Source organism: Stutzerimonas stutzeri (assembly GCF_024448715.1).
In the GTDB taxonomy this organism is placed as follows: domain Bacteria; phylum Pseudomonadota; class Gammaproteobacteria; order Pseudomonadales; family Pseudomonadaceae; genus Stutzerimonas; species Stutzerimonas stutzeri_AR.
Map to the genome: position 1 here is coordinate 27001 of NZ_JAMOHZ010000007.1, position 22615 is coordinate 49615.

General features: G+C 58.4%; 17 protein-coding genes and 1 pseudogene. 5 read left to right on the forward strand and 13 right to left on the reverse strand.

Annotated elements, in window-relative coordinates:
* Nucleotides 1–263 precede the first annotated feature (263 nt).
* The 3 genes from NAV33_RS15720 (at nucleotide 264) to NAV33_RS15730 (ending at nucleotide 2224) form a co-directional block, all read left to right on the forward strand.
* Complete coding sequence (locus NAV33_RS15720; protein WP_255981705.1) at nucleotides 264–626, forward strand: hypothetical protein; 363 nt, start codon at nucleotides 264–266, stop codon at nucleotides 624–626.
* 93 nt (nucleotides 627–719) lie between these two features.
* Nucleotides 720–1040: a hypothetical protein gene (locus NAV33_RS15725; protein ID WP_255981707.1), complete on the forward strand. Its 321-nt coding sequence runs from the start codon at nucleotides 720–722 to the stop codon at nucleotides 1038–1040.
* A 149-nt stretch (nucleotides 1041–1189) separates the two neighbouring features.
* The gene (locus NAV33_RS15730) at nucleotides 1190–2224 is read left to right on the forward strand and encodes an NADP-dependent oxidoreductase (protein ID WP_255981709.1); all 1035 of its coding nucleotides are present in this window, start codon (nucleotides 1190–1192) and stop codon (nucleotides 2222–2224) included.
* Nucleotides 2225–2434: 210 nt separating this feature from the next.
* Here NAV33_RS15730 and NAV33_RS15735 read toward each other — a convergent pair whose 3' ends face one another.
* The 3 genes from NAV33_RS15735 to NAV33_RS15745 all read right to left on the reverse strand — a co-directional run bounded on the left by NAV33_RS15735 (nucleotide 2435) and on the right by NAV33_RS15745 (nucleotide 5820).
* Complete coding sequence (locus NAV33_RS15735; RefSeq protein WP_255981711.1) at nucleotides 2435–3781, reverse strand: esterase-like activity of phytase family protein; 1347 nt, start codon at nucleotides 3779–3781, stop codon at nucleotides 2435–2437.
* Between the two features lie 228 nt (nucleotides 3782–4009).
* Nucleotides 4010–4615: a glutathione S-transferase family protein gene (locus NAV33_RS15740; protein ID WP_255981713.1), complete on the reverse strand. Its 606-nt coding sequence runs from the start codon at nucleotides 4613–4615 to the stop codon at nucleotides 4010–4012.
* Nucleotides 4616–4653: 38 nt separating this feature from the next.
* Entirely contained in the window at nucleotides 4654–5820 is a 1167-nt protein-coding gene (locus NAV33_RS15745) for a PLP-dependent aminotransferase family protein (RefSeq protein ID WP_255981717.1), read from the reverse strand.
* Between the two features lie 81 nt (nucleotides 5821–5901).
* Between NAV33_RS15745 and NAV33_RS15750 the strand changes: the two genes are divergently transcribed.
* Nucleotides 5902–6345 (forward strand): MarR family winged helix-turn-helix transcriptional regulator, encoded by a 444-nt coding sequence (locus NAV33_RS15750; protein ID WP_255981719.1) that lies wholly within the window; start codon nucleotides 5902–5904, stop codon nucleotides 6343–6345.
* Between the two features lie 103 nt (nucleotides 6346–6448).
* Here the strand turns inward: NAV33_RS15750 and rpsA are convergent, their stop codons facing one another.
* From rpsA to ccoN, 10 genes and pseudogenes are all read right to left on the reverse strand, one after another.
* The gene (rpsA, locus tag NAV33_RS15755; protein WP_255981721.1) at nucleotides 6449–8134 is read right to left on the reverse strand and encodes a 30S ribosomal protein S1; all 1686 of its coding nucleotides are present in this window, start codon (nucleotides 8132–8134) and stop codon (nucleotides 6449–6451) included.
* Nucleotides 8135–8307: 173 nt separating this feature from the next.
* Nucleotides 8308–8994, reverse strand: coding sequence for a (d)CMP kinase (gene cmk, locus NAV33_RS15760; RefSeq protein ID WP_255981723.1), 687 nt, complete (start codon nucleotides 8992–8994; stop codon nucleotides 8308–8310).
* Nucleotides 8991–11237: a bifunctional prephenate dehydrogenase/3-phosphoshikimate 1-carboxyvinyltransferase gene (locus NAV33_RS15765; protein WP_255981725.1), complete on the reverse strand. Its 2247-nt coding sequence runs from the start codon at nucleotides 11235–11237 to the stop codon at nucleotides 8991–8993. Before NAV33_RS15765 ends, cmk begins: the two co-directional genes overlap by 4 nt.
* Nucleotides 11234–12343, reverse strand: a complete 1110-nt coding sequence (gene hisC, locus NAV33_RS15770; protein ID WP_255981728.1) for a histidinol-phosphate transaminase — start codon at nucleotides 12341–12343, stop codon at nucleotides 11234–11236. Before hisC ends, NAV33_RS15765 begins: the two co-directional genes overlap by 4 nt.
* A 110-nt stretch (nucleotides 12344–12453) precedes the next feature.
* Nucleotides 12454–13551, reverse strand: a complete 1098-nt coding sequence (gene pheA / locus NAV33_RS15775; protein WP_255981731.1) for a prephenate dehydratase — start codon at nucleotides 13549–13551, stop codon at nucleotides 12454–12456.
* On the reverse strand, nucleotides 13551–14636 hold the full coding sequence (gene serC / locus NAV33_RS15780; RefSeq protein ID WP_255981734.1) for a 3-phosphoserine/phosphohydroxythreonine transaminase: 1086 nt from the start codon (nucleotides 14634–14636) through the stop codon (nucleotides 13551–13553). The genes pheA and serC overlap by 1 nt, the downstream gene beginning before the upstream one ends.
* A 144-nt stretch (nucleotides 14637–14780) precedes the next feature.
* Complete coding sequence (gene gyrA, locus NAV33_RS15785) at nucleotides 14781–17585, reverse strand: DNA gyrase subunit A (RefSeq protein WP_255981737.1); 2805 nt, start codon at nucleotides 17583–17585, stop codon at nucleotides 14781–14783.
* Nucleotides 17586–17786: 201 nt separating this feature from the next.
* Nucleotides 17787–18863, reverse strand: a complete 1077-nt coding sequence (gene mtnA / locus NAV33_RS15790; protein ID WP_255981739.1) for an S-methyl-5-thioribose-1-phosphate isomerase — start codon at nucleotides 18861–18863, stop codon at nucleotides 17787–17789.
* 345 nt (nucleotides 18864–19208) lie between these two features.
* On the reverse strand, nucleotides 19209–19847 hold the full coding sequence (locus NAV33_RS15795) for a peroxiredoxin (protein WP_255981742.1): 639 nt from the start codon (nucleotides 19845–19847) through the stop codon (nucleotides 19209–19211).
* A 270-nt stretch (nucleotides 19848–20117) separates the two neighbouring features.
* Nucleotides 20118–21560 (reverse strand): annotated as a pseudogene (ccoN, locus tag NAV33_RS15800) (cytochrome-c oxidase, cbb3-type subunit I).
* A 431-nt stretch (nucleotides 21561–21991) separates the two neighbouring features.
* Between ccoN and imuA the strand changes: the two are divergent.
* A complete protein-coding gene (imuA, locus tag NAV33_RS15805; protein ID WP_255981745.1) occupies nucleotides 21992–22609 on the forward strand; it encodes a translesion DNA synthesis-associated protein ImuA in 618 nt (205 codons plus the stop codon).
* The last annotated feature ends 6 nt before the right edge of the window (nucleotides 22610–22615 follow it).

A 22615-nucleotide genomic window follows, 5' to 3' on the forward strand; every position in this document is an offset into this window, starting at 1 on the left:
CGATTGATCACATCATTGGGCGTCGGGGGCGTCGCTGCAGCACCGCCATGGTTTTATCCACAGCGCTCAGCTCCGACCCAGGAAGACGGACGGGGTTCAGTAATTTGCAACGAAATGTGGCGAAAACGAAGGCTACTTCATATCGGCTATCCCGGCCCCTCATCAGGCAAGGCGAGGAAACAGCGCTCAGTTGAAATGGGTGAAACCCGAACTCAGCCGGTCAGCTCTGTTCACATGCTTTGAGGCCACAACGGAGAATCAGAATGAAAACATCGTTATTGGCGCTGGTCAGTCTGGCGTTTGCGGTCCCGGCCTTTGGGCAGGATGTGCAGGTATCCACTCGACTAAATGGAATGGACATCGAAGTGGTGCCGCTCGGCGTGCCAGAGGCGTCGTCCAGCAAGGTCGACCTGGTCGGTGTGCCAGCCGTGAAAGTAACCAATCGCAGCAATGAGATCGCATCGTGCCAATTTCATGCGTTGCCCGAGGAAACAGCCATGACGGCTACCCCGGCGTTCTCGGTAGATCCCAACGAGCAGGTCGTCATGCGGGTGCCAGGAAAATACTCGGCCGGTGGGCCCATTGCGCTGCTGGTGTGCGAACCGGAAGGCGTCACGGGACGTTGACCGCGGACGTGGCGGACTGTCCTTTCTAAGGAGCCGGATACCAATACGCCGGCTGATCGGCGCATCGGCACGTCAAAAAAACAGGAGAACGTCATGAACAGATCGTTTCTATCGTTACTGGCGATGGCCACGCTGCTGGTTGCCGCCGCCCAACCTGCTTTGGCCCAATGGCCGGCAGGCACGCCACGGGAAGACACTGGCGCGCGCCCAAGCCCGATGGGCAACCCGACGCCACAAGAAAAGCTCGAAACCCACCGCAATGACCAAGGACAGATCGTGACCGAGGACGGTCGTGTGGTTAAAGGGATGCCCGAAAGCGACTCGGTACCTAACCGGAACATGCACCGCACCGAACAGGAAACAATAACCGACGACCCGCCACACAAATCCGCGACACCGGGAGAAATAGAGTAGCGATAGCGTCGGTACTGCTCGCGGATCTTATATGCCTATGGCCATGTTCTGAGCGGCTTGCCTATAAAGCGCGCGCCGATACTTATGGAACGCTAAGTACCCGGCACGCTTCCACTTTGATCTATCCGACTGACCCATGGGAGACCGTGATGACACAGCAGTCGCAACGAAACCGCAGCATTCGCCTCGCCTCACGCCCTCACGGCGCGCCTACGCAGGATAACTTCCGCCTGGAAACTGCCCCGGTGCCGACGCCCGAAGACAGCCAGTTGCTGCTGCGCACCGTCTACCTCTCGCTGGATCCCTACATGCGCGGTCGGATGAGCGCCGGGCCGTCCTACGCGCCGCCATTGGAGATCGACGATGTGATGGTCGGCGGCACGGTCTGTCGGGTCGTCAAGTCCCGCCATCCGGGCTATCAGGAAGGCGACTGGGTGCTCAGTGGCAATGGCTGGCAGGACTACGCCCTGTCAAATGGTGATGGTCTGCTCAAGCTCGGACGCGATATGAAGAATCCGTCTCACGCGCTGGGCGTGCTGGGCATGCCCGGATTCACGGCTTATATGGGCCTGCTGGATATCGGTCAGCCCAAAGCTGGGGAAACCCTGGTGGTTGCGGCGGCCACCGGGCCGGTGGGCGCCACAGTCGGACAGATCGGTAAGCTCAAAGGTTGTCGTGTAGTGGGCATCGCCGGTGGTCCCGACAAATGCCGGCATGCGGTCGAAACCCTCGGTTTCGATGCCTGTATCGATCACCGCGCGGACGATTTCCCTCAGCAATTGGCCGCTCAATGTCCGGATGGCATCGACGTGTATTTCGAGAACGTCGGCGGCAAGGTGTTCGATGCGGTGCTGCCGCTGCTCAATACCAGTGCGCGAGTGCCGGTCTGCGGGGTGGTTGCCCAGTACAACAGCACCGGTCTGCCGGATGGGCCGGATCGCCTGCCGCTGCTGCTCGACACGATTTTGAAGAAACGCATGCGCATGCAGGGCTTCATCATCTTCAATGATTACGGCCACCGCTACGACGAGTTCGCCCGCGATATGAGCGCCTGGTACGCCGATGGCAAGATCAAGTACCGCGAGCAGATCGTGCAGGGACTGGAAAATGCTCCCGAGGCATTCATCGGGCTGCTTGAAGGGAAGAACTTCGGCAAGCTGGTGGTGCAGGTGGGCGAGGCCTGATCAGAGGTTCGCTACCCGCGGCGCCTTCTTTGGTGGGCTGAAGCGGAACGCCGCCCGGCCCACCCTGCGGCACTCTACAGGTGCACCGATTACCACAGTTTTTTGTAGGAGCCAGCTTGCTGGCGAAGCTTCTGATGCTTCACTCGCGAGCAAGAACTAGGTGTCCCCCTCGCTCCTACATATAACGCTGCCCGGCGGTTCGGCCGGTGGTCAGCTTGGGTTCAGCGCCGTCGACACCTCGCAACGACGCGCGTCCCTCGCCTGCTGCAGGTGCGGCGGGCTAACGCCTGGGATGGGACTAGCCAGGCGGATTTTCAGAAATTCCGTGGCATCGGCAGCCGACTCGCGACCACCCCCGGCCGGGAAATTGTTGTCGTTGGCCACCAACAAAGTATGAGAATCCAGCAGCAATACGCTTTCGATGGTGACGTAGGGAAAGGTGAACAGGCGCTGGCCGTCGCCGTTGAGGTCATCCGGGTCAGCCAGTTGCATCAGGTCGACCAACTCAGTCTTGCTCACCGCCCCACCGCTGCCGACGTCACGCGTATCGATCAGGTAGATTTTCTTGAACGGCATACCTTGGGTAGCTGTTGCATCATTGCGTTCGATCACCAGAAAGCGGCTGTCATCAATGGCCGTCATGTCACCGATGGCGTGGTCAACAGCCTGCAAGGTGTAAAAAAAGACCTTGCCAGTGTAGCGCTCCCGGTCGACAGCGAATTCGCTAATGCGTAACGTGCCGGCCGGATCGCCGCTGACGGTTTTTTCCAGCAACGTATAGAGCCGATCACCCCGTGGATTAATCGCCATGCCTTCAAAACCACCTGACCCGGCGAGATTGACGGTTGCCCGCCCCGCCATTACATCGGCGTGCTGTGGCGCATAGACACCGGGCAGTGAAATTGCGCTGCGGGTGACCGTACCCGAGGTGTCGGTCTTGATCAGATAGGGGCCGAATTCATCGCCAAACCACATCGCACAATTCTTATCCCGGCGTACCGACTCGACATCCAGGTCGGCCCCTGTAAGCAATCGACCAAAGTCGATGGCGCTATCGACACGCGGTTTCGAGCCGTCGTCGTAATAGAAGCGAAAATCCGCCTGGATCGGCAGTTCAAGCTTCTGGTTGATGTCGTTGAGGGTGATCCGAGACGGATGGATGAAACGCGCCAACGGCGCCGCGCTCAGGAAATCGCTGGCGCTGACCTTACCGCTGCCGCCGCTGGCGGTGCGGAAATCGGGGCGCACGCTATAAAGCCGTAGCAGCGCATCAGCAGAGTTCTCCTGCGCACCGAAACCGTTATCGGTCATGACGATAAAGCTGTTCTCGTCGGCCCCCGGCAGCACGGCGGAAAATCCCTGAACCGGTTGCCGGCCTTCATAAGGTGGCCGATGCGCCCCGTAGGGATTCCCGTTGATCAGTTGACCCGAAGTCGGGCCGTCGGAGAAGGTGTCGGCGGGCATCATCGCCCAGCCCACTAAGATGTTGCTGGCGGCCATCGCAGGGGCGGAGATCGCAGCGGCAAGCGCCACGACCAGCGGCTTCGGGATTCGCATGAGGCAAAGTCTCCATCCGGTTAGCGCCGGCACCGCGCGATGCGCGCGATCTAAGGCGTTGGAGGATCACCTTAGGAATAGACTATGTCAGGAATATGGCTTGATCAGGCCAGCCGAGGTAACGCCGCCAGTGCCTTCATTCTTCCGCTGCACCAACTAACTGTTGCCGCTGGGTTCAGGCGACCGCAGACTCTCCGCCGCTAGCCCTCAGCCTTTTTTTGCGTTCCCCTAATCGAACATCCCAACGTACCGTGGGTGGTTAGCAATTCGCTGCAGCCACGCGCAGATCGCAGGGTATCCGGCTAGCCGAAAACCACCCTCTTCGGCCACGTGCGTATAGGCGTACAGTGCGACGTCGGCAATGGAGTACTGCTCGCCAACCAGATACGGGGTACGTAGCAACTGCTGTTCCATCACTTCCAAGGCGTGATAACCGTCTAACTGCTTGGCCGCATATTCTTCCAGGCGATCATCGGGCAAGCCTAGATAAACCTTGATGAATCGCGCCACCGCTATAAACGGCTCATGGCTGTACTGCTCGAAGAACTGCCATTGCAAAACCTGGGTACGTAGCCGCGCATCCGTGGGCAGGAACTCGGTTCCCTCTGCCAGGAAATTGAGTATCGCGTTCGATTCCCATAAACAGGTGCCGTCTTCCAGTTCAAGCACGGGTATTTTGCCGTTGGGATTTTTTTTCAAAAACGCCTCCTCACGACTTTCACCGCGAAGAATATCAACCGGCACCCAGTCGTAATCCCGACCAAGCAGATGCAGCATCAGCTTCACCTTGTAGCAATTGCCTGACCGATAATCGCCATAGATCTTGTACGCCATTTTGCTCCCTCCCAGGGCAACGCAAGCCGCTATATCGGTCAAGCCGCCTCGACTACTAGCGCTTCACGAATCACACAAGCCAAGCGGCGGACGCCTTCGGTGAGGCGCTCCGGCGCAACATGACTGAAATTGAGCCGCAAATATCCTGGATTTCGCTCAGGGTCAATGAAGAACGGCTCGCCAGGCATGAACACCACATCCTGCGCCAGGGCGGAATCGAGCAGCGTTCGGGTATCGAACGGTTGTTTCAATTGCAGCCAGAAGAACAACCCACCTTGCGGCACCTGCCAGTCGGCGAGGTCAGAGAAATGTTCCGCCAGCGCAACCTGCATGGCGTCGCGGCGTAGGCGATAGAAGCTACGTAGCTCACTCAGGTGCGAACGATACTGCTCGCTGCCGAGCCACTGCAGGGCCTGCCACTGGCCGATGCGATTAGTATGCAGGTCAGCTGACTGTTTCAGCCGTAGCAGATAAGGGAACAGGTCCGGGGTTGCGATCAGATAGCCAACACGCAGCCCAGGTAGCAGCGTCTTGGAAACCGTACCGGTGTATATCCAGCTCGCCTGAGACATGCGGCTGACGATGGGCTTGGCGCTGCCTTCGTCAAAAACCAGTTCACGGTAGGGTTCGTCTTCGATCAGAGTCACCTTGAACTCATCGAGCAGCGCCGCAACCGCGTCGCGCTTTTCTTCGCTGTAGCGCACCGCAGAAGGATTCTGAAAGGTTGGAATGAGGTAGGCAAAAGCCGGTTTGTGCTGTTCCAATCGCTGGCGTAGCGCGACCAGCGAAGGTCCATCCGCTTCCTGTGGTACAGCAAGGCACTTGGCACCAAACAACTGAAACGCCTGTAGCGCTGCCAGATAGGTCGGCGCTTCGAGTAGCACCTCGGTTCCACGATCGATGAACAGCTTGGATGCGAGATCGAGCGTCTGCTGCGAACCGCTAACGATTAACACCTGACTGGCCTCGCAGGGGACTCCGAGCAGACGTGCTTCAGCGGCAATCGCCTCGCGCAATGCCGGCTCCCCCTCGCTCATGCCGTACTGGCCAATATACGAAGGCATCTCAGCCCATTCGACCTTAGGCAGCATTGACTCTGCGGGCAATCCGCCGGCGAACGACATCACCTCTGGCCGCTGCGCAGCGGCCAGAATTTCACGAATAAGCGAGCTCTTGAGACGGTCGACGCGTTCGGAGAAAACCATGTGGGACACCAGATGCAAGGCCATACAAAATAAGTCAAACTACTTGACTGAAATTACGCGTTCATCCAGGAATACGTCAATATGCCTGACCTAAAAAAAAGCATTGTCCAGCGCCAGATGATGGAAAGCTTTTTTCTGGGCTATCAGGCGTTCACCGCCAAACCGGACGAGATGCTTGCCCGGCGCGGACTGTCCCGCGTACATCATCGAATCCTGTTCTTTATCGCAACCTACCCTGACCTGAGCGTAAAAGAATTGCTTGGCTACCTGGGCGTCACCAAACAGGCGCTGAATATTCCGCTGCGACAGCTGATTGAGATGCATCTGGTAGAAAGTCGAACCGCTGACGACGATAAGCGCAAACGTATGCTGCGTTTCACTGGCGACGGAGCGAAGCTGGAGCAAGCTCTACGCCGGGAACAGGTGCGCCTGCTCGAACGAGCGTTCAACGAGGCGGGAGAGGACGCGGTTTCCGGCTGGCTCTCAGTGAACCAGGCACTGGCTACCGGCACGAGTCACAGCTAGACGAGGCGTTCAGCAACTCATCGACTATGTGCCTGAAACAACTGCAAGAATACAGGTACAAAAAAGGGCGACCGAAGTCGCCCTTTTCAATGGATTGCAGAACTTAGTTCTGGTTTTCCATTTGAGCGCGGATCAGATCACCGATGGTGGTCGGACCGGCAGCCGGCTCTACGTCCTGCTTGGTACGCAGTTCCTTCATCGCGTCCTTCTCGTCCTCAACGTCTTTCGACTTGATGGACAAGCTGATAACGCGGCTCTTGCGGTCGATGCTGATGATCTTGGCTTCGACTTCCTCGCCTTCCTTCAGCACGTTGCGCGCGTCTTCTACGCGGTCACGGCTGATTTCGGAAGCTTTCAGGGTCGCTTCGATGTCGTTGCCCAGGTCGATGATGGCGCCTTTGGCGTCAACTTCTTTCACGGTGCCACGAACGATGCTGCCCTTGTCGTTGACGGCGGCGTAATTGGAGAACGGATCGTCTTCCAGCTGCTTGATGCCCAGGGAGATGCGCTCACGCTCCGGATCGACCGACAGGATAACGGTGTCCAGCTCGTCGCCCTTCTTGAAGCGACGCACGGCTTCTTCACCGACTTCGTTCCAGGAGATATCGGACAAGTGAACGAGACCATCGATGCCGCCATCCAGACCGATGAAGATACCGAAATCGGTGATCGACTTGATGGTGCCGGAGATGCGGTCGCCCTTGTTGAACTGACCAGAGAAGTCTTCCCATGGGTTCGACTTGCACTGCTTGATACCCAGGGAGATACGACGGCGCTCTTCGTCGATGTCCAGAACCATGACTTCCACTTCGTCGCCGACCTGTACGACCTTCGACGGGTGGATATTCTTGTTGGTCCAGTCCATTTCGGAAACGTGTACCAGGCCTTCCACGCCCTCTTCCAGCTCAGCGAAGCAGCCGTAATCGGTGAGGTTGGTGACCTTGGCCACCACACGGGTGTTTTCCGGGTAACGAGCCTTGATGGCAACCCATGGGTCTTCGCCCAGCTGCTTCAGACCCAGGGAGACACGGTTGCGCTCGCGGTCGAACTTCAGCACCTTGACGTCGATCTCGTCGCCAACATTGACGATTTCCGACGGATGTTTGATGCGCTTCCAGGCCATGTCGGTGATGTGCAGCAGGCCGTCGACGCCACCCAGATCCACGAACGCGCCGTAGTCGGTGAGGTTCTTGACGATACCCTTGACCTGCTGGCCTTCCTGCAGCGATTCCAGCAGAGCTTCACGCTCAGCGCTGTTCTCGGCTTCCAGGACGCTACGACGGGAAACGACAACGTTGTTGCGCTTCTGGTCCAGCTTGATGACCTTGAACTCGAGTTCTTTGCCTTCCAGGTGAGTGGTATCACGCACTGGACGGACATCAACCAGGGAACCTGGCAGGAACGCACGGATGCCGTTAACGTCGACAGTGAAGCCGCCCTTAACCTTACCGTTGATAACGCCCTTGACCACTTCCTCAGCTGCGAAAGCCGCTTCCAGAACAATCCAGCACTCGGCACGCTTGGCTTTTTCGCGGGACAGCTTGGTTTCACCGAAGCCATCTTCAACCGCGTCCAGCGCAACGTGAACTTCGTCACCCACGCTGATGGTCAGCTCGCCCTGCTCGTTGTAGAACTGCTCGACCGGGATGACGCCCTCGGACTTCAGACCGGCATGGACAGTGACCCAGTCACCATCGATGTCGACCACGATGCCGGTGATGATTGCACCCGGCTGCATGTCGAGGGTTTTTAGGCTTTCTTCAAAAAGTTCTGCAAAGCTTTCGCTCATGTTTATTCCTGCTGTTTTCGGGCGAGGATCCGCCCAATCTCCACATCCCAGATAGAAGTGGGTTCATTCATATAAAAAAAGGCCTGCGGGACTAGATCTGGTCTCCCACATGCCTCCTTGCTAACAGCCCTCGATATCGAGAGACCGTCGGGCCGCCTCTCGGCGGTCGTTCTTCAGGCGAAATCTCGCTTGGCGACTTCGCTCAGAATCTGTCCTAGCACCTGCTCGATAGAGAGATCCGTAGAATCCAGCTGTACCGCATCGTCTGCTGGCTTCAGCGGAGCCACTTCACGCCGGGTATCGCGCTCATCACGCGCCCGTATCTCATCGAGAAGACTCGCGAGATTAACATCATCACCTTTGGCCTTCAACTGCAGGAAGCGGCGGTGTGCCCTTTCCTCGGCACTGGCGGTGAGAAATATTTTTAACGATGCGTCGGGGAATACCACTGTTCCCATGTCCCGGCCATCGGCCACAAGGCCTGGCGGTTCACGAAACGCCTTCTGACGCTGCAGCAGCGCATCGCGCACAACCGACAACGCGGCAACTTGAGAGGCGCCGGCACCGACCTGCTCGTTACGAATGGCATTGGTGACCTCCTCTCCCTCAAGGATGATCTCCATGCCATGGCCGTCTTTGGCTGCACCGAATTGCACATCCAGATGAGCCGCCAGTAGTTGGAGCGCCTCCTCGTTGGTCAGGTCGACTCCATGGTTGCGCGCGGCGAAAGCAAGCAAGCGGTAAAGCGCACCGGAATCGAGAAAATTCCATCCCAGCTTAGCCGCCAACAGTGCCGCAACCGTGCCCTTGCCGGACCCGCTCGGGCCGTCGATGGTAATAACCGGGACCTGCCTGATCATGAACTACTCTCCACGCCTACCCGCATTCCGACCTTTTCGGCCAGCGAGAGGAAATTCGGAAACGAAGTGGCCACGTTGGCGCAATCGTGGATGCGTATCGGCGCACTGGATCGAAGCGCCGCAACGCTGAAGGACATCGCGATGCGGTGATCGCCGTGCGCCCAAACCTCGCCGCCGCCGATGGTGCCGCCACCCTCGATGATAATCCCATCCGGAGTCGGTGTAGCCTTCACACCCAGCGTTTGCAGACCATCGGCCATGACTTGGATACGGTCGGACTCCTTGACCCTTAATTCCTCCGCGCCACGCAAAGTGGTCCGACCTTCAGCGCAGGCCGCGGCAACGAATAGCACCGGGAACTCATCGATGGCCAGCGGGACGAGATCTTCCGGAATATCAACCCCCTTGAGCCGAGCGGCGCGCACTCGGATATCCGCAACCGGTTCGCCACCCACTTCCCGCTGATTGGTCAGCTCTATATTGGCTCCCATGAGCCTGAGGATATCGATAACGCCGGTACGCGTCGGGTTGACGCCAACGTGCTCAAGGGTGATATCTGATCCCGGCGCGATGCTCGCCGCGACCATAAAGAAAGCCGAGGAAGAAATATCCGCCGGCACTTCGATATGGGTAGCACGCAACGTATGGCCGGACTCGACGGCAGCCGTGCTGCCCTCGACCTGTACCGGATAGCCGAAGCCTTGCAGCATCCGCTCGGTGTGATCGCGCGTTGGCGCCGGCTCGGTAACGGAGGTCTTTTCCGCCGCGTAAAGGCCAGCCAAGAGCAGGCAAGACTTCACCTGTGCGCTGGCCATCGGCATTTCATAGTGCATACCTGAAAGTTTCTGGCCACCGCGAATGGTCAAGGGCGGACGACCTTCGTCCGCCGTCTCGATCACGGCCCCCATTTCGCGCAAAGGCTTGGCGACACGGTTCATCGGGCGCTTGGTCAAAGAGGCATCACCGGTCAGGGTGGAGTCGAACGGCTGCGCCGCCAGCAGGCCGGACAGCAGGCGCATCGAGGTACCAGAGTTGCCGAGATAGATCGGGCCTGGCGGCGGCTTCAGGCCATGCAGACCAACGCCATGAACGGTTACGCGGCCCTGGCTCGGACCTTCGATGACTACGCCCATGTCGCGGAATGCCTGGATGGTGGCGAGCGCGTCCTCGCCTTCGAGGAAGCCCTCCACCTCTGTCGTCCCCTCGGCCAGCGAGCCGAGCATGATGGAACGATGGGAAATGGACTTGTCGCCGGGCACACGAAGCTGGCCGTTCAGGCTGCCACCAGGATTGGCTAGGAAGATCAGATCATTGGAATGCATAACGTCCACATAGGCTCTGCGAGCCAGTATTTTGCTGAAATGTTCTCGGGCAGCCTTGGCGCGCGTGAACACGCCCAATAATGTATGCCCGCCTCCTTCCTCGACCGCGGCGCGCAGTGCGTCGAGGTCAGCACGGAAATCGTCCAAGGTATGCAGCACCGCCTCGCGATTGGCGAGAAATATGTCATGCCACATCACTGGATCACTACCCGCTATACGGGTGAAATCACGAAACCCACCTGCCGCATAACGGAATATTTCGAGATTCTCGTTCCGCTTGGCCAGCGAGTCCACCAAGCCGAACGCCAACAGGTGCGGTAGGTGACTGGTAGCCGCCAAGACTTCGTCATGATGCCGAACCTCCATGTGCTCGACATCAGCCTCCAGAGCGCGCCACAAGCTGTCGACAAGCGATAACGCAGCAGGATCGGTGTCTTGCAAGGGCGTCAGGATGACCTTGTGCCGTCGAAAAAGCGTGCTTTTGGCAGCAGTAACACCACTCTGTTCCGAGCCGGCTATCGGGTGGCCCGGCACGAAACGCTGTGGCATCCGACCGAACACTTCACCAGCACAGCGCACCACGTTGCCTTTAGCGCTGCCAACATCAGTAAGCACTGCATCGCCGAGATCGAGCATGGCGAGCTCCGCCAGCAACCGCTCCATCGCCAGGATCGGCACGGCCAGCTGAATGACATCCGCCCCCTCGCAGGCCTCCGCTAGATTATTCGCGCAGCGATCCACCACACCGAGCTCGACAGCAAGCTCACGGGAACGTGGATCAAGATCGAAACCGACCACTTCGCCACAGAGCCCGCGCTCACGCAGACCCTTGGCGAATGAGCCACCAATGAGTCCGAGGCCGACAACGACCAGACGGTGTACCAGCGGCACGCCGGAGCGCAGCTCAACGTCTCGACTCAACGTCCGAGCACCTTGCGAAGAACATCCAGAAAACGGGCATTTTCCGCTTCAGTGCCGATAGAAACTCTCAGAAACGTCGGCATTCCATAACCTGCGACCGGCCGCACGATAACCCCATCGCGCAGAAGTGCTTGATTTATTGGCGCCGCGTCACGACCAAAATCGACCGCAATGAAGTTGCCCTTCGAGGGAATCCAGTCCAGCCCCAGCTGCCTGAAACCCGCCTCGAGCTGGAGCATACCGGCGGTATTGCAAGCCCTGCTCTCAGTCAGATAGCAAGGATCATCGAGCGCTGCGCAAGCCGCTGCGAGCGCTAGGCTATTGACATTGAACGGTTGGCGCACCCGATTCAGCACATCGGCAATCCGCGCAGAACAGATCGCATAACCCACGCGCAGCGCAGCCAGCCCATAGGCTTTGGAGAAGGTTCGCGAAACCAGCAGATTGGAATGTGCGACCAGGAACGCCAGGCCATCCGGCAGCTCGCCGCCCTCGGCGTACTCGATATAAGCCTCGTCCAATACAATCAAGACATGTTCGGGCACGCTGGAAAGAAAACTGCCCAGCGCATCGGCGTCAAACCAGGTGCCGGTGGGATTGTTGGGATTGGCGATGAACACTACACGAGTGTTCTCATCGATAGCCGCAAGCATGGCATCAAGATCATGCCCCCACTGCCGGGCTGGAACAGCCTTCGCTTGCGCGCCCACAGCCTGAGTCGCGATAGGGTAAACCGCGAACGCATGCTCACTGAAAACCGCGTTGAGCCCTGGCGCGAGATAGGCGCGCGCGACAAGTTCGAGGATATCGTTGGAACCGTTGCCGAGCGTCACCTGCTCGATGCCGACGCCATATCGCTCGGCCAGTTTCTGCTTGAGCACGAAACCGTTGCCATCGGGATAGCGGGTCAACTCGTCGAGCTGCGCTTTGATCGCCTCGATGACCTTCGGACTAGGACCCAGCGGGTTTTCATTGCTGGCCAGTTTGACGATGGTGAGCGGATTCAGGTTCAGCTCGCGAGCCAACTCATCGACCGGCTTGCCTGGCACGTAAGGCGACAGTTTCTGCACGCCTGGCTGCGCCAGAGCGAGGAAATCACAACTCATATTCAGCTCCGCTGGAGCTGGAAGCTCGAAGCTTGAAACCCGAAACTCGAAGCAATCCAGCATTGCTCTCGGCTTCCAGCTTCCAGCTTCCGACTTCCAGCTGCTTTTTCTTAGAGTACCGCCTTCGGATAGGACCCCAGCACCTTCAACGCCACCGCTTCGCGGCCAATCTTCTCCAGTACGTCCTTGATCAGGGGATCCTGATGATGGCCAATGCAATCAATGAAGAATACATAGGTCCATTTGCCGCTGCGCGACGGCCGGGTCTCGATCCGCGTGAGATCAATGCCATTGGAATGGAACGGCATCAGCAACTCATGCAGCGCACCCGGTTTGTTGCGCATGGAAACAATGATCGAGGTCTTATCGTCACCGGTAGGCGGTACTTCCTGGCTACCGATGATGAGAAAGCGCGTGGAATTATCCGGACGATCTTCGATCTTCTCGGCAATCTTTGTCAGACCGTACAGCTGCGCCGCCATATCGCCAGCGATCGCAGCGGAATTCCATTCGCTCTTTACGCGCTTGGCGGCGTCGGCATTGCTGGAAACAGCGACACGTTCGACGTTCGGATAATGGGCATCCAACCACTTGCGACACTGCGCCAGCGATTGCGCATGAGAGTAAATTCGGGTGATGCGATCGGTCTTGGTCGTTTCACCAACCAACAAATGGTGATGAATCCGTAACTCGACTTCGCCGCAGATGACGATGTCATGCTCGAGAAAGCTGTCGAGGGTGTGATTGACGGCGCCTTCGGTAGAGTTTTCTACCGGCACCACGCCGAAATTGACCGCTCCGGCGACCACCTCACGGAATACTTCATCGATCGCCGCCATCGGCTTGCTGATCACCGCCTGACCAAAGTGCTTGAGCGCTGCAGCTTGGGAAAAGGTACCCTCAGGTCCCAAGTAAGCGACGCGTAGCGGCTGCTCCAGCGCCAGGCAGGAAGACATGATCTCGCGGAACAGGCGCGCCATTTCCTCGTTGCCCAGCGGCCCGTTGTTCAACTCCATGATGTGCTTGAGCACCCAGGCTTCACGTTCAGGGCGATAGAACACCGCCTCCTCGCCTTCTGCCAGCGATGCGGTTTTGACCCGAGCCACGTCTTGGGCACAACGGGCGCGCTCGCTGATCAGCTCGAGAATCTTCTCGTCGAGAGTGTCGATGCGTACACGCAGCGCCTTCAGCCGATCGCCATCGCTCATCAGCCGTGCTCCTTCTCGAATTCACGCATGTAGGCGACCAGCGCTTCGACTGCATCCAGACCTACTGCGTTATAGATAGAGGCACGCATGCCACCTACTGAACGGTGACCTTTGAGGTTGAGCAAGCCGCGCGCATCGGCACCGGCCAGAAACACCTTATCCAGCTGTTCATCAGCGAGCCTGAACGGTACGTTCATCCATGACCGGGCATTGCTCGCGATCGGATTGGAATAGAAATCGCTGGAATCAATTACGCTGTAGAGCAGGTCTTTCTTGACACGGTTGCGCTGCTCCATCGCCTCTACCCCGCCCTGCTCCTTCAGCCACTCGAATACCAGGCCAGAGAGATACCAGGAAAAAGTCGCTGGCGTGTTGTACATAGAGCCATTGTCGGCGGCGATTTTGTAGTTGAGCATGGTCGGGCAGTTGGAACGTGCGTGACCTAACAAGTCCTCGCGAACAATCACCACTACCAGACCCGATGGACCGATGTTCTTCTGCGCGCCGGCGTAGATCAGACCGAAGCGGGAAACGTCCAGCCGACGCGAGAGGATGTCGGACGACATATCGACTACGAGTGGCGTGTCGCCAAGCTCCGGCACCCAGTCGAATTGCAGCCCGCCAATGGTTTCGTTACTGGCGTAATGTAGGTAGGCCGCGTTGGCGCTGAGTGCCCATTCGTTCTGCCCAGGAATAGCGAAATAATCATAAGGTTTGGCACTGGCGGCCACGTTGATCTGACCAAAACGCTTGGCCTCTTCGATGCCCTTGCGCGACCAGATGCCAGTATCGATGTAATCGGCAACGCCATTTTCGGGCAGTAGATTCAGCGGAATTTCAGCAAACTGCTGGCTGGCGCCGCCCTGCAGAAACAGCACCTTGTAATTGGAGGGAATGTTCAGCAGATCGCGCAGATCCTGTTCGGCCTTTTCCGCAATGGCCGTGTATTCGTCGCTGCGATGGCTCATTTCCATGACGGACAGGCCACGACCTTGCCAGTCGAGGAGTTCGGCCTGGGCACGCTGCAGCACAGCCTCGGGAAGCGCGGCCGGGCCGGCACAGAAATTAAACGCGCGTTTGCTCATCTTCGTTCTCTCAAAAACGGTCGATACTATGCTCGCTCCGTACGCGGCCATGAAGCCGGGTCCAGCGCTCGCTATTCCTTCATCCGCAGCAGGGATCCACAGCAAAACGGCGGCGAAGCCCGTGAAGGCAGCGCCGCCGCTCGATCAATCGTCGTCGGTAGGCACTACGTCTGGCGGAACGTCTCCACCTCCCCCAAGCAACTCGTCTTCGCTGGGCTCGGTGCTGACAACGGGCATTTCCTTGTCCAATGCCTCCTCGTCGATAACCGCCTCGATATCTTCGAGAACATCCTCCTCGGAGGGCTCCTGAACCCGCTCGAGACCGACAAGGTGTTCGTTCTTGCCCAGTTTGATCAAGGTGACGCCCTGTGTATTACGGCCCAAAGACGACACTTCGTCGACGCGCGTACGCACCAACGTACCTTGATCGGAAATCAGCATGATTTCCTCGCCCGATTGCACCTGAACGGCTCCGACCAGTCGGCCGTTACGCTCGTTGCTCACCATCGCAATCACGCCCTGACCACCACGACCGCGGCGAGGGAACTCGCCGATCACCGTGCGCTTGCCGTAGCCATTGAGGCTCGCGGTGAGAATCTGGGCATCGGGCTCGGGAATCAGCATGGAAATCAAACGCTGACCTTCCGGCAGGCGCATGCCACGAACGCCACGAGCGGTACGGCCCATTGTGCGCACGTGCTTTTCTTTGAAGCGGATTACCTTTCCGCCGTCGGAGAACAGCATGACCTCACGCGCACCGTCGGTAACCGCAGCGGCGATCAGCGTATCGCCCTCTTCCAAGCCGAGCGCGATAAGTCCGACGCTACGTGGGCGGCTGAATTGCGAAAGCGGGGTCTTCTTCACGGTGCCCTTGGCGGTCGCCATGAAGATGTAGGTGCCGGTCGGCTCGTCTGCCGACTCATCGGAATCCTCGCCGTCGAGCAACTCTTCCGCTTCATCGGTTTCGCTGATGATCTCCGCATCTTCGACATCGTCATCGTCGTTCAGCTGCTGCTTACGCGCAGCCTCGATATCGACCTGCAGCATGGCAGTGATGTGCTCGCCTTCGGACAGCGGCAGCAGGTTGACCAGCGGACGGCCGCGCGAGGTACGCGAAGCTTCGGGAATCTCGTAGGTCTTGAGCCAGTACACCTTGCCCTTGCTGGAGAACAGCAAAAGCGTGGTATGGCTGTTGGCGACCAGCAGATGCTCGACGTAATCCTCTTCCTTCACCCCGGTGGCCGCCTTGCCACGTCCACCGCGACGCTGGGCCTGATAGGCCGCCAACGGCTGTGACTTGGCGTAGCCGCCGTGGGAAATGGTGACGACGCGCTCTTCTTCGGTGATCAGGTCGGCCAGGGTCAGGTCCAGGCGTGCATCGAGGATTTCGGTACGACGTGCATCACCGAACTCGGCCTTGACGCCCTCTAGCTCTTCACAGATGACTTCCATCAGGCGAACCGGGCTGGTCAGGATGCGAATCAACTCGCCGATCTGGTCGAGGATTTCCTTGTATTCGCTGAGCAGCTTTTCATGCTCGAGGCCGGTTAGGCGGTGTAGACGCAGATCGAGAATGGCCTGAGCCTGCTCCGGCGACAGGTAGTAACGTCCGTCACGCAGACCGTATTGCGGGTCGAGATCCTCCGGACGGCAGGCATCGGCTCCCGCGCGCTCGACCATGGCTTCCACCGCCGTGGATTCCCAGGCGGTCGCGATCAGGGCTTCCTTGGCTTCTGCCGGGGTCGGCGAAGCCTTGATCAGAGCGATGACCGGATCGATGTTGGAAAGTGCAACCGCCTGCCCTTCTAGGATGTGCCCGCGCTCACGCGCCTTGCGCAGCTCGAAGACCGTACGGCGGGTGACGACTTCACGGCGATGTCGAACGAAGGCTTCGAGCAGCTCCTTGAGGTTCATTGTGCGGGGCTGGCCATCGACCAGTGCCACCACGTTGATGCCGAACACGCTCTGCAGCTGGGTCTGGGCGTAGAGGTTGTTGAGAATGACCTCCGGCACCTCGCCGCGGCGCAGCTCGATTACCACGCGCATGCCGTCCTTGTCGGACTCGTCGCGCAGCTCGGTGATGCCTTCGAGCTTCTTCTCTTTTACCAGCTCGGCGATCTTTTCAATCAGACGTGCCTTGTTCAGCTGATAGGGCAGCTCGGTAATGACGATCTGCTGGCGGCCGCCGACCTTGTCGATGTCCTCGATGGTCGAGCGGGCACGCATGTAGATGCGCCCGCGACCGGTACGGTACGCCTCGACGATACCGGCACGGCCGTTGATGATGCCGGCGGTAGGAAAGTCGGGTCCCGGAATGAACTGCATCAGTTCGTCGATACTGATATTGGGATTGGCGATCAGCGCCAAGCAGCCATCGATAACTTCACCGAGGTTGTGCGGCGGGATGTTGGTCGCCATGCCCACGGCGATACCGCTGGAGCCGTTGACAAGCAGGTTCGGGATCTTGGTCGGCATGACCGCGGGGATCTGCTCGGTGCCGTCATAGTTGGGCACCCAGTCCACGGTTTCCTTGTGCAGGTCGGCCAGCAGTTCATGCGCCAGCTTGGACATACGCACTTCGGTGTAACGCATGGCGGCGGCGCTGTCACCATCGACGGAACCGAAGTTGCCCTGACCGTCGACCAGCAGGTAGCGCAGCGAGAATGGCTGCGCCATCCGCACAATGGTGTCATAGACCGCGGAATCACCGTGGGGATGGTATTTACCGATCACATCACCAACCACGCGGGCGGATTTCTTGTATGGCTTGTTCCAGTCGTTACCCAGCTCGCTCATGGCAAAAAGCACACGGCGATGCACGGGCTTCAATCCGTCGCGCGCATCCGGCAGCGCTCGTCCGACGATTACGCTCATGGCGTAGTCGAGGTAGGACTGCTTGAGTTCGTCTTCGATATTGACCGGGAGGATTTCTTTGGCCAGTTCGCCCATGGAAGCCTGGTTCCTTATAGTCAGCAGGGTCCTGCGATTAAGCGCGGAATGGTATCACAAGGCGGCATGCCGCTGGAGGCTGTAGGCGTAACGAAGAAAGCACTCGATCCGTGCCGCTCGTTCATTTACCGGAAGGACACAAGGCCTTAACGCTTCCGTCCAGTTTTCCAGCTTCCAGCCTCTTTACTCGTCCTTTCGCCTCTAATGCAGCCGCTTACGGCTCATCAGAGCAGCGAGCTTGGCGGCGTTCGGACGCTCCACGATGCCTTTCTCGGTCACGATGGCATCGATCAGATCGGCAGGTGTTACATCGAATACCGGGTTGAACGCATCGACATCCGCTACGAATCGCTGACCATTGACCTCCAGCAATTCGATGCCTGAGCGCTCCTCGATGGGTATGTCGTCTCCGGTTTCCAATTCCATGTCGATGGTCGAGCTGGGCGCCACAACCATGAACCGCACGCCATGGTGCATGGCAAGCACGGCGAGCTGGTAGGTCCCGATCTTGTTGGCGACATCGCCATTGGCGGTGATCCGGTCAGCACCCACAATCACCCAAGTAATGCCGCGCGTTTTCATCAGATGCGCCGCGGACGAATCGGCATTCAGCGTCACAGGCACACCTTCACCCGCCAGCTCCCATGCCGTCAGGCGGGAGCCCTGCAGCCAGGGGCGGGTTTCATCGGCGTAAACGCACTCGACAAGCCCTTCCAGATGCGCTGCACGGATCACGCCAAGCGCGGTTCCAAAGCCACCCGTAGCGAGTGCGCCAGTGTTGCAATGAGTGAGCAGGTTTTGCTGATTGCCTTGGTGCTTGCGGATCAGGTCGACGCCGAACTGCGCCATGGTGAGATTGGCTTCGCGATCGCTCGCGTGAATGGAAGCCGCCTGGGCCTCGGCAGCCATCAGTGGATCTTCGCCTGGTTTCAGCCGATCCAGCCGCTCACGCATCTGATTCAGCGCCCAGAACAGATTGACGGCGGTCGGACGCGAGTCGGCAAGCACTTTGAAGTCGTCTTCCAGCGCCGCACGCCAATCGCCGCCTTCGGCAAGCCGAGTCTTGAGCCCGAGAGCCAGCCCATACGCCGCGCTAATCCCGATCGCAGGAGCACCGCGTACGACCATGTCACGAATGGCCGTTGCAACAGCCGCAGCAGAATCGTAGGTGTGCCATAGCTCTTCTAGCGGCAGTTTGCGCTGGTCGAGCAAACGCAGCTGCCCGCCCTGCCACTCGATAGCCTTTACCTTTTCCGCGGCCAACAAGCGCTCACGCATGGCAATCCTCTCTTTAACTTGACTTGCATTCCAGAACCACAGGAACAGAACCGGCCCGCTCACCATCTTGAGAGCCGGGGACATGAAAAAGCCCGGCCGTTTCCGAGCCGGGCTTCAATATTCGATATGTCATGACGAAGTGATGCGAGCACTCGCGCCCCATACCCGGGCGCGAATCCTAATCGACTGATTTTCCTAGCACAAGCAAAGCCAGCCCGATGCAATCGACAGGTGCGAATACCGTGGTCACCGCCCCCTATTTGATCGAAACATTGACCGTCCCGGTATCCTGCCCTGCGCCTATATCGCGAATTCGGACATTCCTACTGGCTTGCCAGCGTTCGATCAACGGTTCGGCTGTGGCGTCATACGCAGATAAGGCTTCACCGCGCGGTAGCCCTTCGGGAAGCGCTGCTTGAGCTCTTCCTCATCCTTGAGCGAAGGCACGATCACTACTTCGTCGCCGTCCTGCCAGTTGGCGGGCGTGGCGACCTTATGGTTATCGGTCAGTTGCAGCGAATCGATCACACGCAGGATCTCGTGAAAATTGCGTCCAGTGCTCGCCGGATAGGTAATAGTCAGACGCACTTTTTTGTTCGGGTCGATAACGAACAGCGAACGCACGGTCAGGGTGTCGTTGGCGTTGGGGTGAATCAGGTCGTACAGCTCGGACACCTTGCGATCGGCGTCGGCCAGGATCGGAAAGTTGACCCGCGTATTCTGGGTCTCGTTGATGTCATCGATCCACTTGATATGCGAATCCACCGGGTCCACCGAGAGCGCGATGGCTTTGACGTTGCGCTTGGCGAACTCATCTTTCAGCTTGGCGGTGAAGCCAAGCTCAGTGGTGCACACCGGCGTGAAATCGGCCGGATGGGAAAACAGCACGCCCCAGCTATCGCCGAGCCATTCATGGAAATGGATGCGGCCTTCGTTGGAATCCTGTTCGAAGTCGGGTGCGATGTCGCCGAGACGAATGCTCATGTCTTTTCCTCTATGACAGTTGCGTTAAGCCGGCCGCACGGCAACCGGCGCGGATGAATCAATACCTGCGCTCAGGCCGTTTTACGGGCCTGTTGTGCAATACGGTTCTGCAAACCGGCATATCAGACAGCGGATCGATTCGCAGCCCATCGCAATGCCTTCAGAAAGTAATGGAGGCAGTCTAGACACAACCACGAATTGATAAAAAATAAGAAGCTATTTGCTTATTCCATGAATATTTTTTAAACGCCTCGGACAACGCAATCTTACTCAGGCTACCTGCCCCGCCGCACCGGCAATGCCTGGCTCTTCGTTCGCAGCCAAACGCACGGTCCGCCAAGTGTTATAGGCCATCAAAAGCATGCCGAGAAAGAATGTTCCACCGCCGATTAGACGCACGATATAGCCTGGATGGCTGGCTTCAGCGCTTCGACGAATGAATAGGTCAAGGTGCCGTCATCGTTGATCGCGCGCCACATCAGGCCCTGGGTAATACCGTTGACCCACATCGAGGCGATATACAACACGGTACCTATGGTCGCCAGCCAGAAATGCGCGTTGATCAGGCGCACGCTGTACATACGCTCGCGGTTCCACAGCGCCGGAACCATGTGATAGAGCGTTCCGATGGAAATCATGGCGACCCACCCCAAGGCACCGGCGTGTACATGGCCGATGGTCCAATCGGTGTAATGGGACTGGGCGTTGACGGTTTTGATCGCCATCATCGGGCCTTCGAAAGTGGACATGCCGTAGAAAGCCAGCGACACCACCAAAAAGCGCAGGATCGGATCGGTGCGCAATTTATGCCAGGCGCCCGACAGCGTCATCATGCCGTTGATCATCCCGCCCCAACTCGGTGCCAGCAGAATGATCGACATCACCATGCCCAGGTTCTGCGCCCATTCCGGCAGTGCGGTGTAATGCAGGTGGTGCGGGCCGGCCCAGATGTACAGGCTGATGATTGCCCAGAAATGCACAATCGATAACCGATAGGAGTACCCCGGGCGCTCGGCCTGCTTGGGCACGAAGTAATACATCATCCCGAGGAAACCTACGGAAAGAATGAAGCCCACCACGCTATGCCCATACCACCACTGGATCATCACGTCCGTTGCGCCGGAATAGAACGAATAGGACTTGAACAGACTCACCGGAATGGCGGCGTGATTGATTACGTGCACCATCGCCGTGACAACGATAAAAGCGCCATAAAACCAGTTAGCGACATAGATGTGCTGGGTCCGTCGCCGCGCGATCGTTCCGAAAAACAGATACATGTAGACCACCCAACCAGCGTGAACCATAACGCGATGGACCATTCCATCTCGGCGTATTCCTTGGATGAGGTGATGCCGAGGGGGTAACTGATCAGTATCGCCACGATCGCAACCTGCCAACCCCAGAAAACGAAGTTGGCCAGCCAATCCGAGATCAGCCGTACCCTGCAGGTGCGTTGCACGACGTAGAACGAGGTCGCGAACAGCGCACCTCCGCCAAACGCGAATATCACCAGATTGGTGTGAACCGGGCGGAGGCGTCCAAAGCTTGTCAGGGTAACCCGAGGTTGAGTTCCGGCCAGACCAGCTGGGCCGCGATAATGGTCCCCATCCCCATCCCAACGACACTCCAGAACAGCGTCATCAGGGTGAAACGACGGATAACTGCGTAGTTGTATGTCGGAGCGGTGTCATCTAAAGAAGCATCGGCCATAACGTTTCCAAAGCAAATTAAGTGGCAGCTCAACGCCGAGCCTCTATCCGACCCGACGGATCCGAAGCAAGAAAAGAGGATCGAGCGAAGTCACAGGAGTGTGCCCTGAAAATAGAATAAATATAACGAATACTAATGTACTTTAAATGTATAAATATTCGTTTAATACGGTGGCTAGCGGATGCCTGTTCGAAGAAGGAACAGCCGCAGCCACTCCGTGCGGCAGCATCAGTAGCAGATTTCCCTCAGAGCAACTGACGACCTCGCCAGGCCACAGCACTGAGTGGCAGTTGCAATCCAGCTTGCAGAGACCAGTCAGCAATACGCCGAAAAATCTTCATGCAAATACGCGTTTCATCGCGTCAGCTTGACCGTTCTTCGGGCAAGCCAAATACTGTATCCACATACAGTATTCGGACTACTCCATTGCCATGACATCCGCGGTCGCTCTCACCCATCTACTTGATGCACGTCGCCTGTGGCGTGGCCAGACCAGAGTCGTATCGCCCAACACTCAGCCAACCGGGCATGCCGCGTTGGACGCAGCGTTGCCCGGCGGCGGCTGGCCGGAATCGGCCCTAAGTGAAATTCTTTTCGCTACTACCGGTATCGGCGAGCTGCGCCTGCTCTGGCCGACTCTGGCACGGTTGACCATCGGCGGTGAGCGTGTGGTGCTGGTGGCTCCTCCTCATGTTCCCTACCCCCACGCCTGGCTGGCCGCCGGTGTGGACCTGCGTCAGTTGATAATCATCAAGGCGCAAGGACGTGACGCCTTGTGGGCTGCCGAGCAATGTCTGCGCTCGGGCAGTTGTGGCGCCGTGTTGTGCTGGCCGCAACAGGCCGATGATCGCGCCCTGCGCCGCCTACAGGTTGCTGCCGAGACAGGCCAGACCCTGGCCTTCGCCTACCGACCATTGCGCGAGGCGGTCAATCCCTCACCGGCGGCACTGCGCTTGGCTGTCGAGGTTCAGCCAGCGCAGCTGCGAGTACTCAAGTGTCGTGGCGGCCTGGCTCCCGCGCGACCGATCCCCGCCGCAGCGTGGCACTGAGATGGA

Excerpts from the sequence above, each read along its gene's own strand:
- NAV33_RS15720 (WP_255981705.1), top strand. The coding sequence starts at position 264 with ATGAAAACATCGTTATTGGCGCTGGTCAGTCTGGCGTTTGCGGTCCCG.
- NAV33_RS15725 (WP_255981707.1), top strand. The coding sequence starts at position 720 with ATGAACAGATCGTTTCTATCGTTACTGGCGATGGCCACGCTGCTGGTT.
- NAV33_RS15730 (WP_255981709.1), top strand. The coding sequence starts at position 1,190 with ATGACACAGCAGTCGCAACGAAACCGCAGCATTCGCCTCGCCTCACGC.
- NAV33_RS15735 (WP_255981711.1), bottom strand. The coding sequence starts at position 3,781 with ATGCGAATCCCGAAGCCGCTGGTCGTGGCGCTTGCCGCTGCGATCTCC.
- NAV33_RS15740 (WP_255981713.1), bottom strand. The coding sequence starts at position 4,615 with ATGGCGTACAAGATCTATGGCGATTATCGGTCAGGCAATTGCTACAAG.
- NAV33_RS15745 (WP_255981717.1), bottom strand. The coding sequence starts at position 5,820 with ATGGTTTTCTCCGAACGCGTCGACCGTCTCAAGAGCTCGCTTATTCGT.
- NAV33_RS15750 (WP_255981719.1), top strand. The coding sequence starts at position 5,902 with ATGCCTGACCTAAAAAAAAGCATTGTCCAGCGCCAGATGATGGAAAGC.
- rpsA (WP_255981721.1), bottom strand. The coding sequence starts at position 8,134 with ATGAGCGAAAGCTTTGCAGAACTTTTTGAAGAAAGCCTAAAAACCCTC.
- cmk (WP_255981723.1), bottom strand. The coding sequence starts at position 8,994 with ATGATCAGGCAGGTCCCGGTTATTACCATCGACGGCCCGAGCGGGTCC.
- hisC (WP_255981728.1), bottom strand. The coding sequence starts at position 12,343 with ATGAGTTGTGATTTCCTCGCTCTGGCGCAGCCAGGCGTGCAGAAACTG.
- pheA (WP_255981731.1), bottom strand. The coding sequence starts at position 13,551 with ATGAGCGATGGCGATCGGCTGAAGGCGCTGCGTGTACGCATCGACACT.
- serC (WP_255981734.1), bottom strand. The coding sequence starts at position 14,636 with ATGAGCAAACGCGCGTTTAATTTCTGTGCCGGCCCGGCCGCGCTTCCC.
- gyrA (WP_255981737.1), bottom strand. The coding sequence starts at position 17,585 with ATGGGCGAACTGGCCAAAGAAATCCTCCCGGTCAATATCGAAGACGAA.
- mtnA (WP_255981739.1), bottom strand. The coding sequence starts at position 18,863 with ATGCGTGAGCGCTTGTTGGCCGCGGAAAAGGTAAAGGCTATCGAGTGG.
- NAV33_RS15795 (WP_255981742.1), bottom strand. The coding sequence starts at position 19,847 with ATGAGCATTCGTCTCGGCGACATCGCACCCGACTTCGAACAGGATTCC.
- imuA (WP_255981745.1), top strand. The coding sequence starts at position 21,992 with ATGACATCCGCGGTCGCTCTCACCCATCTACTTGATGCACGTCGCCTG.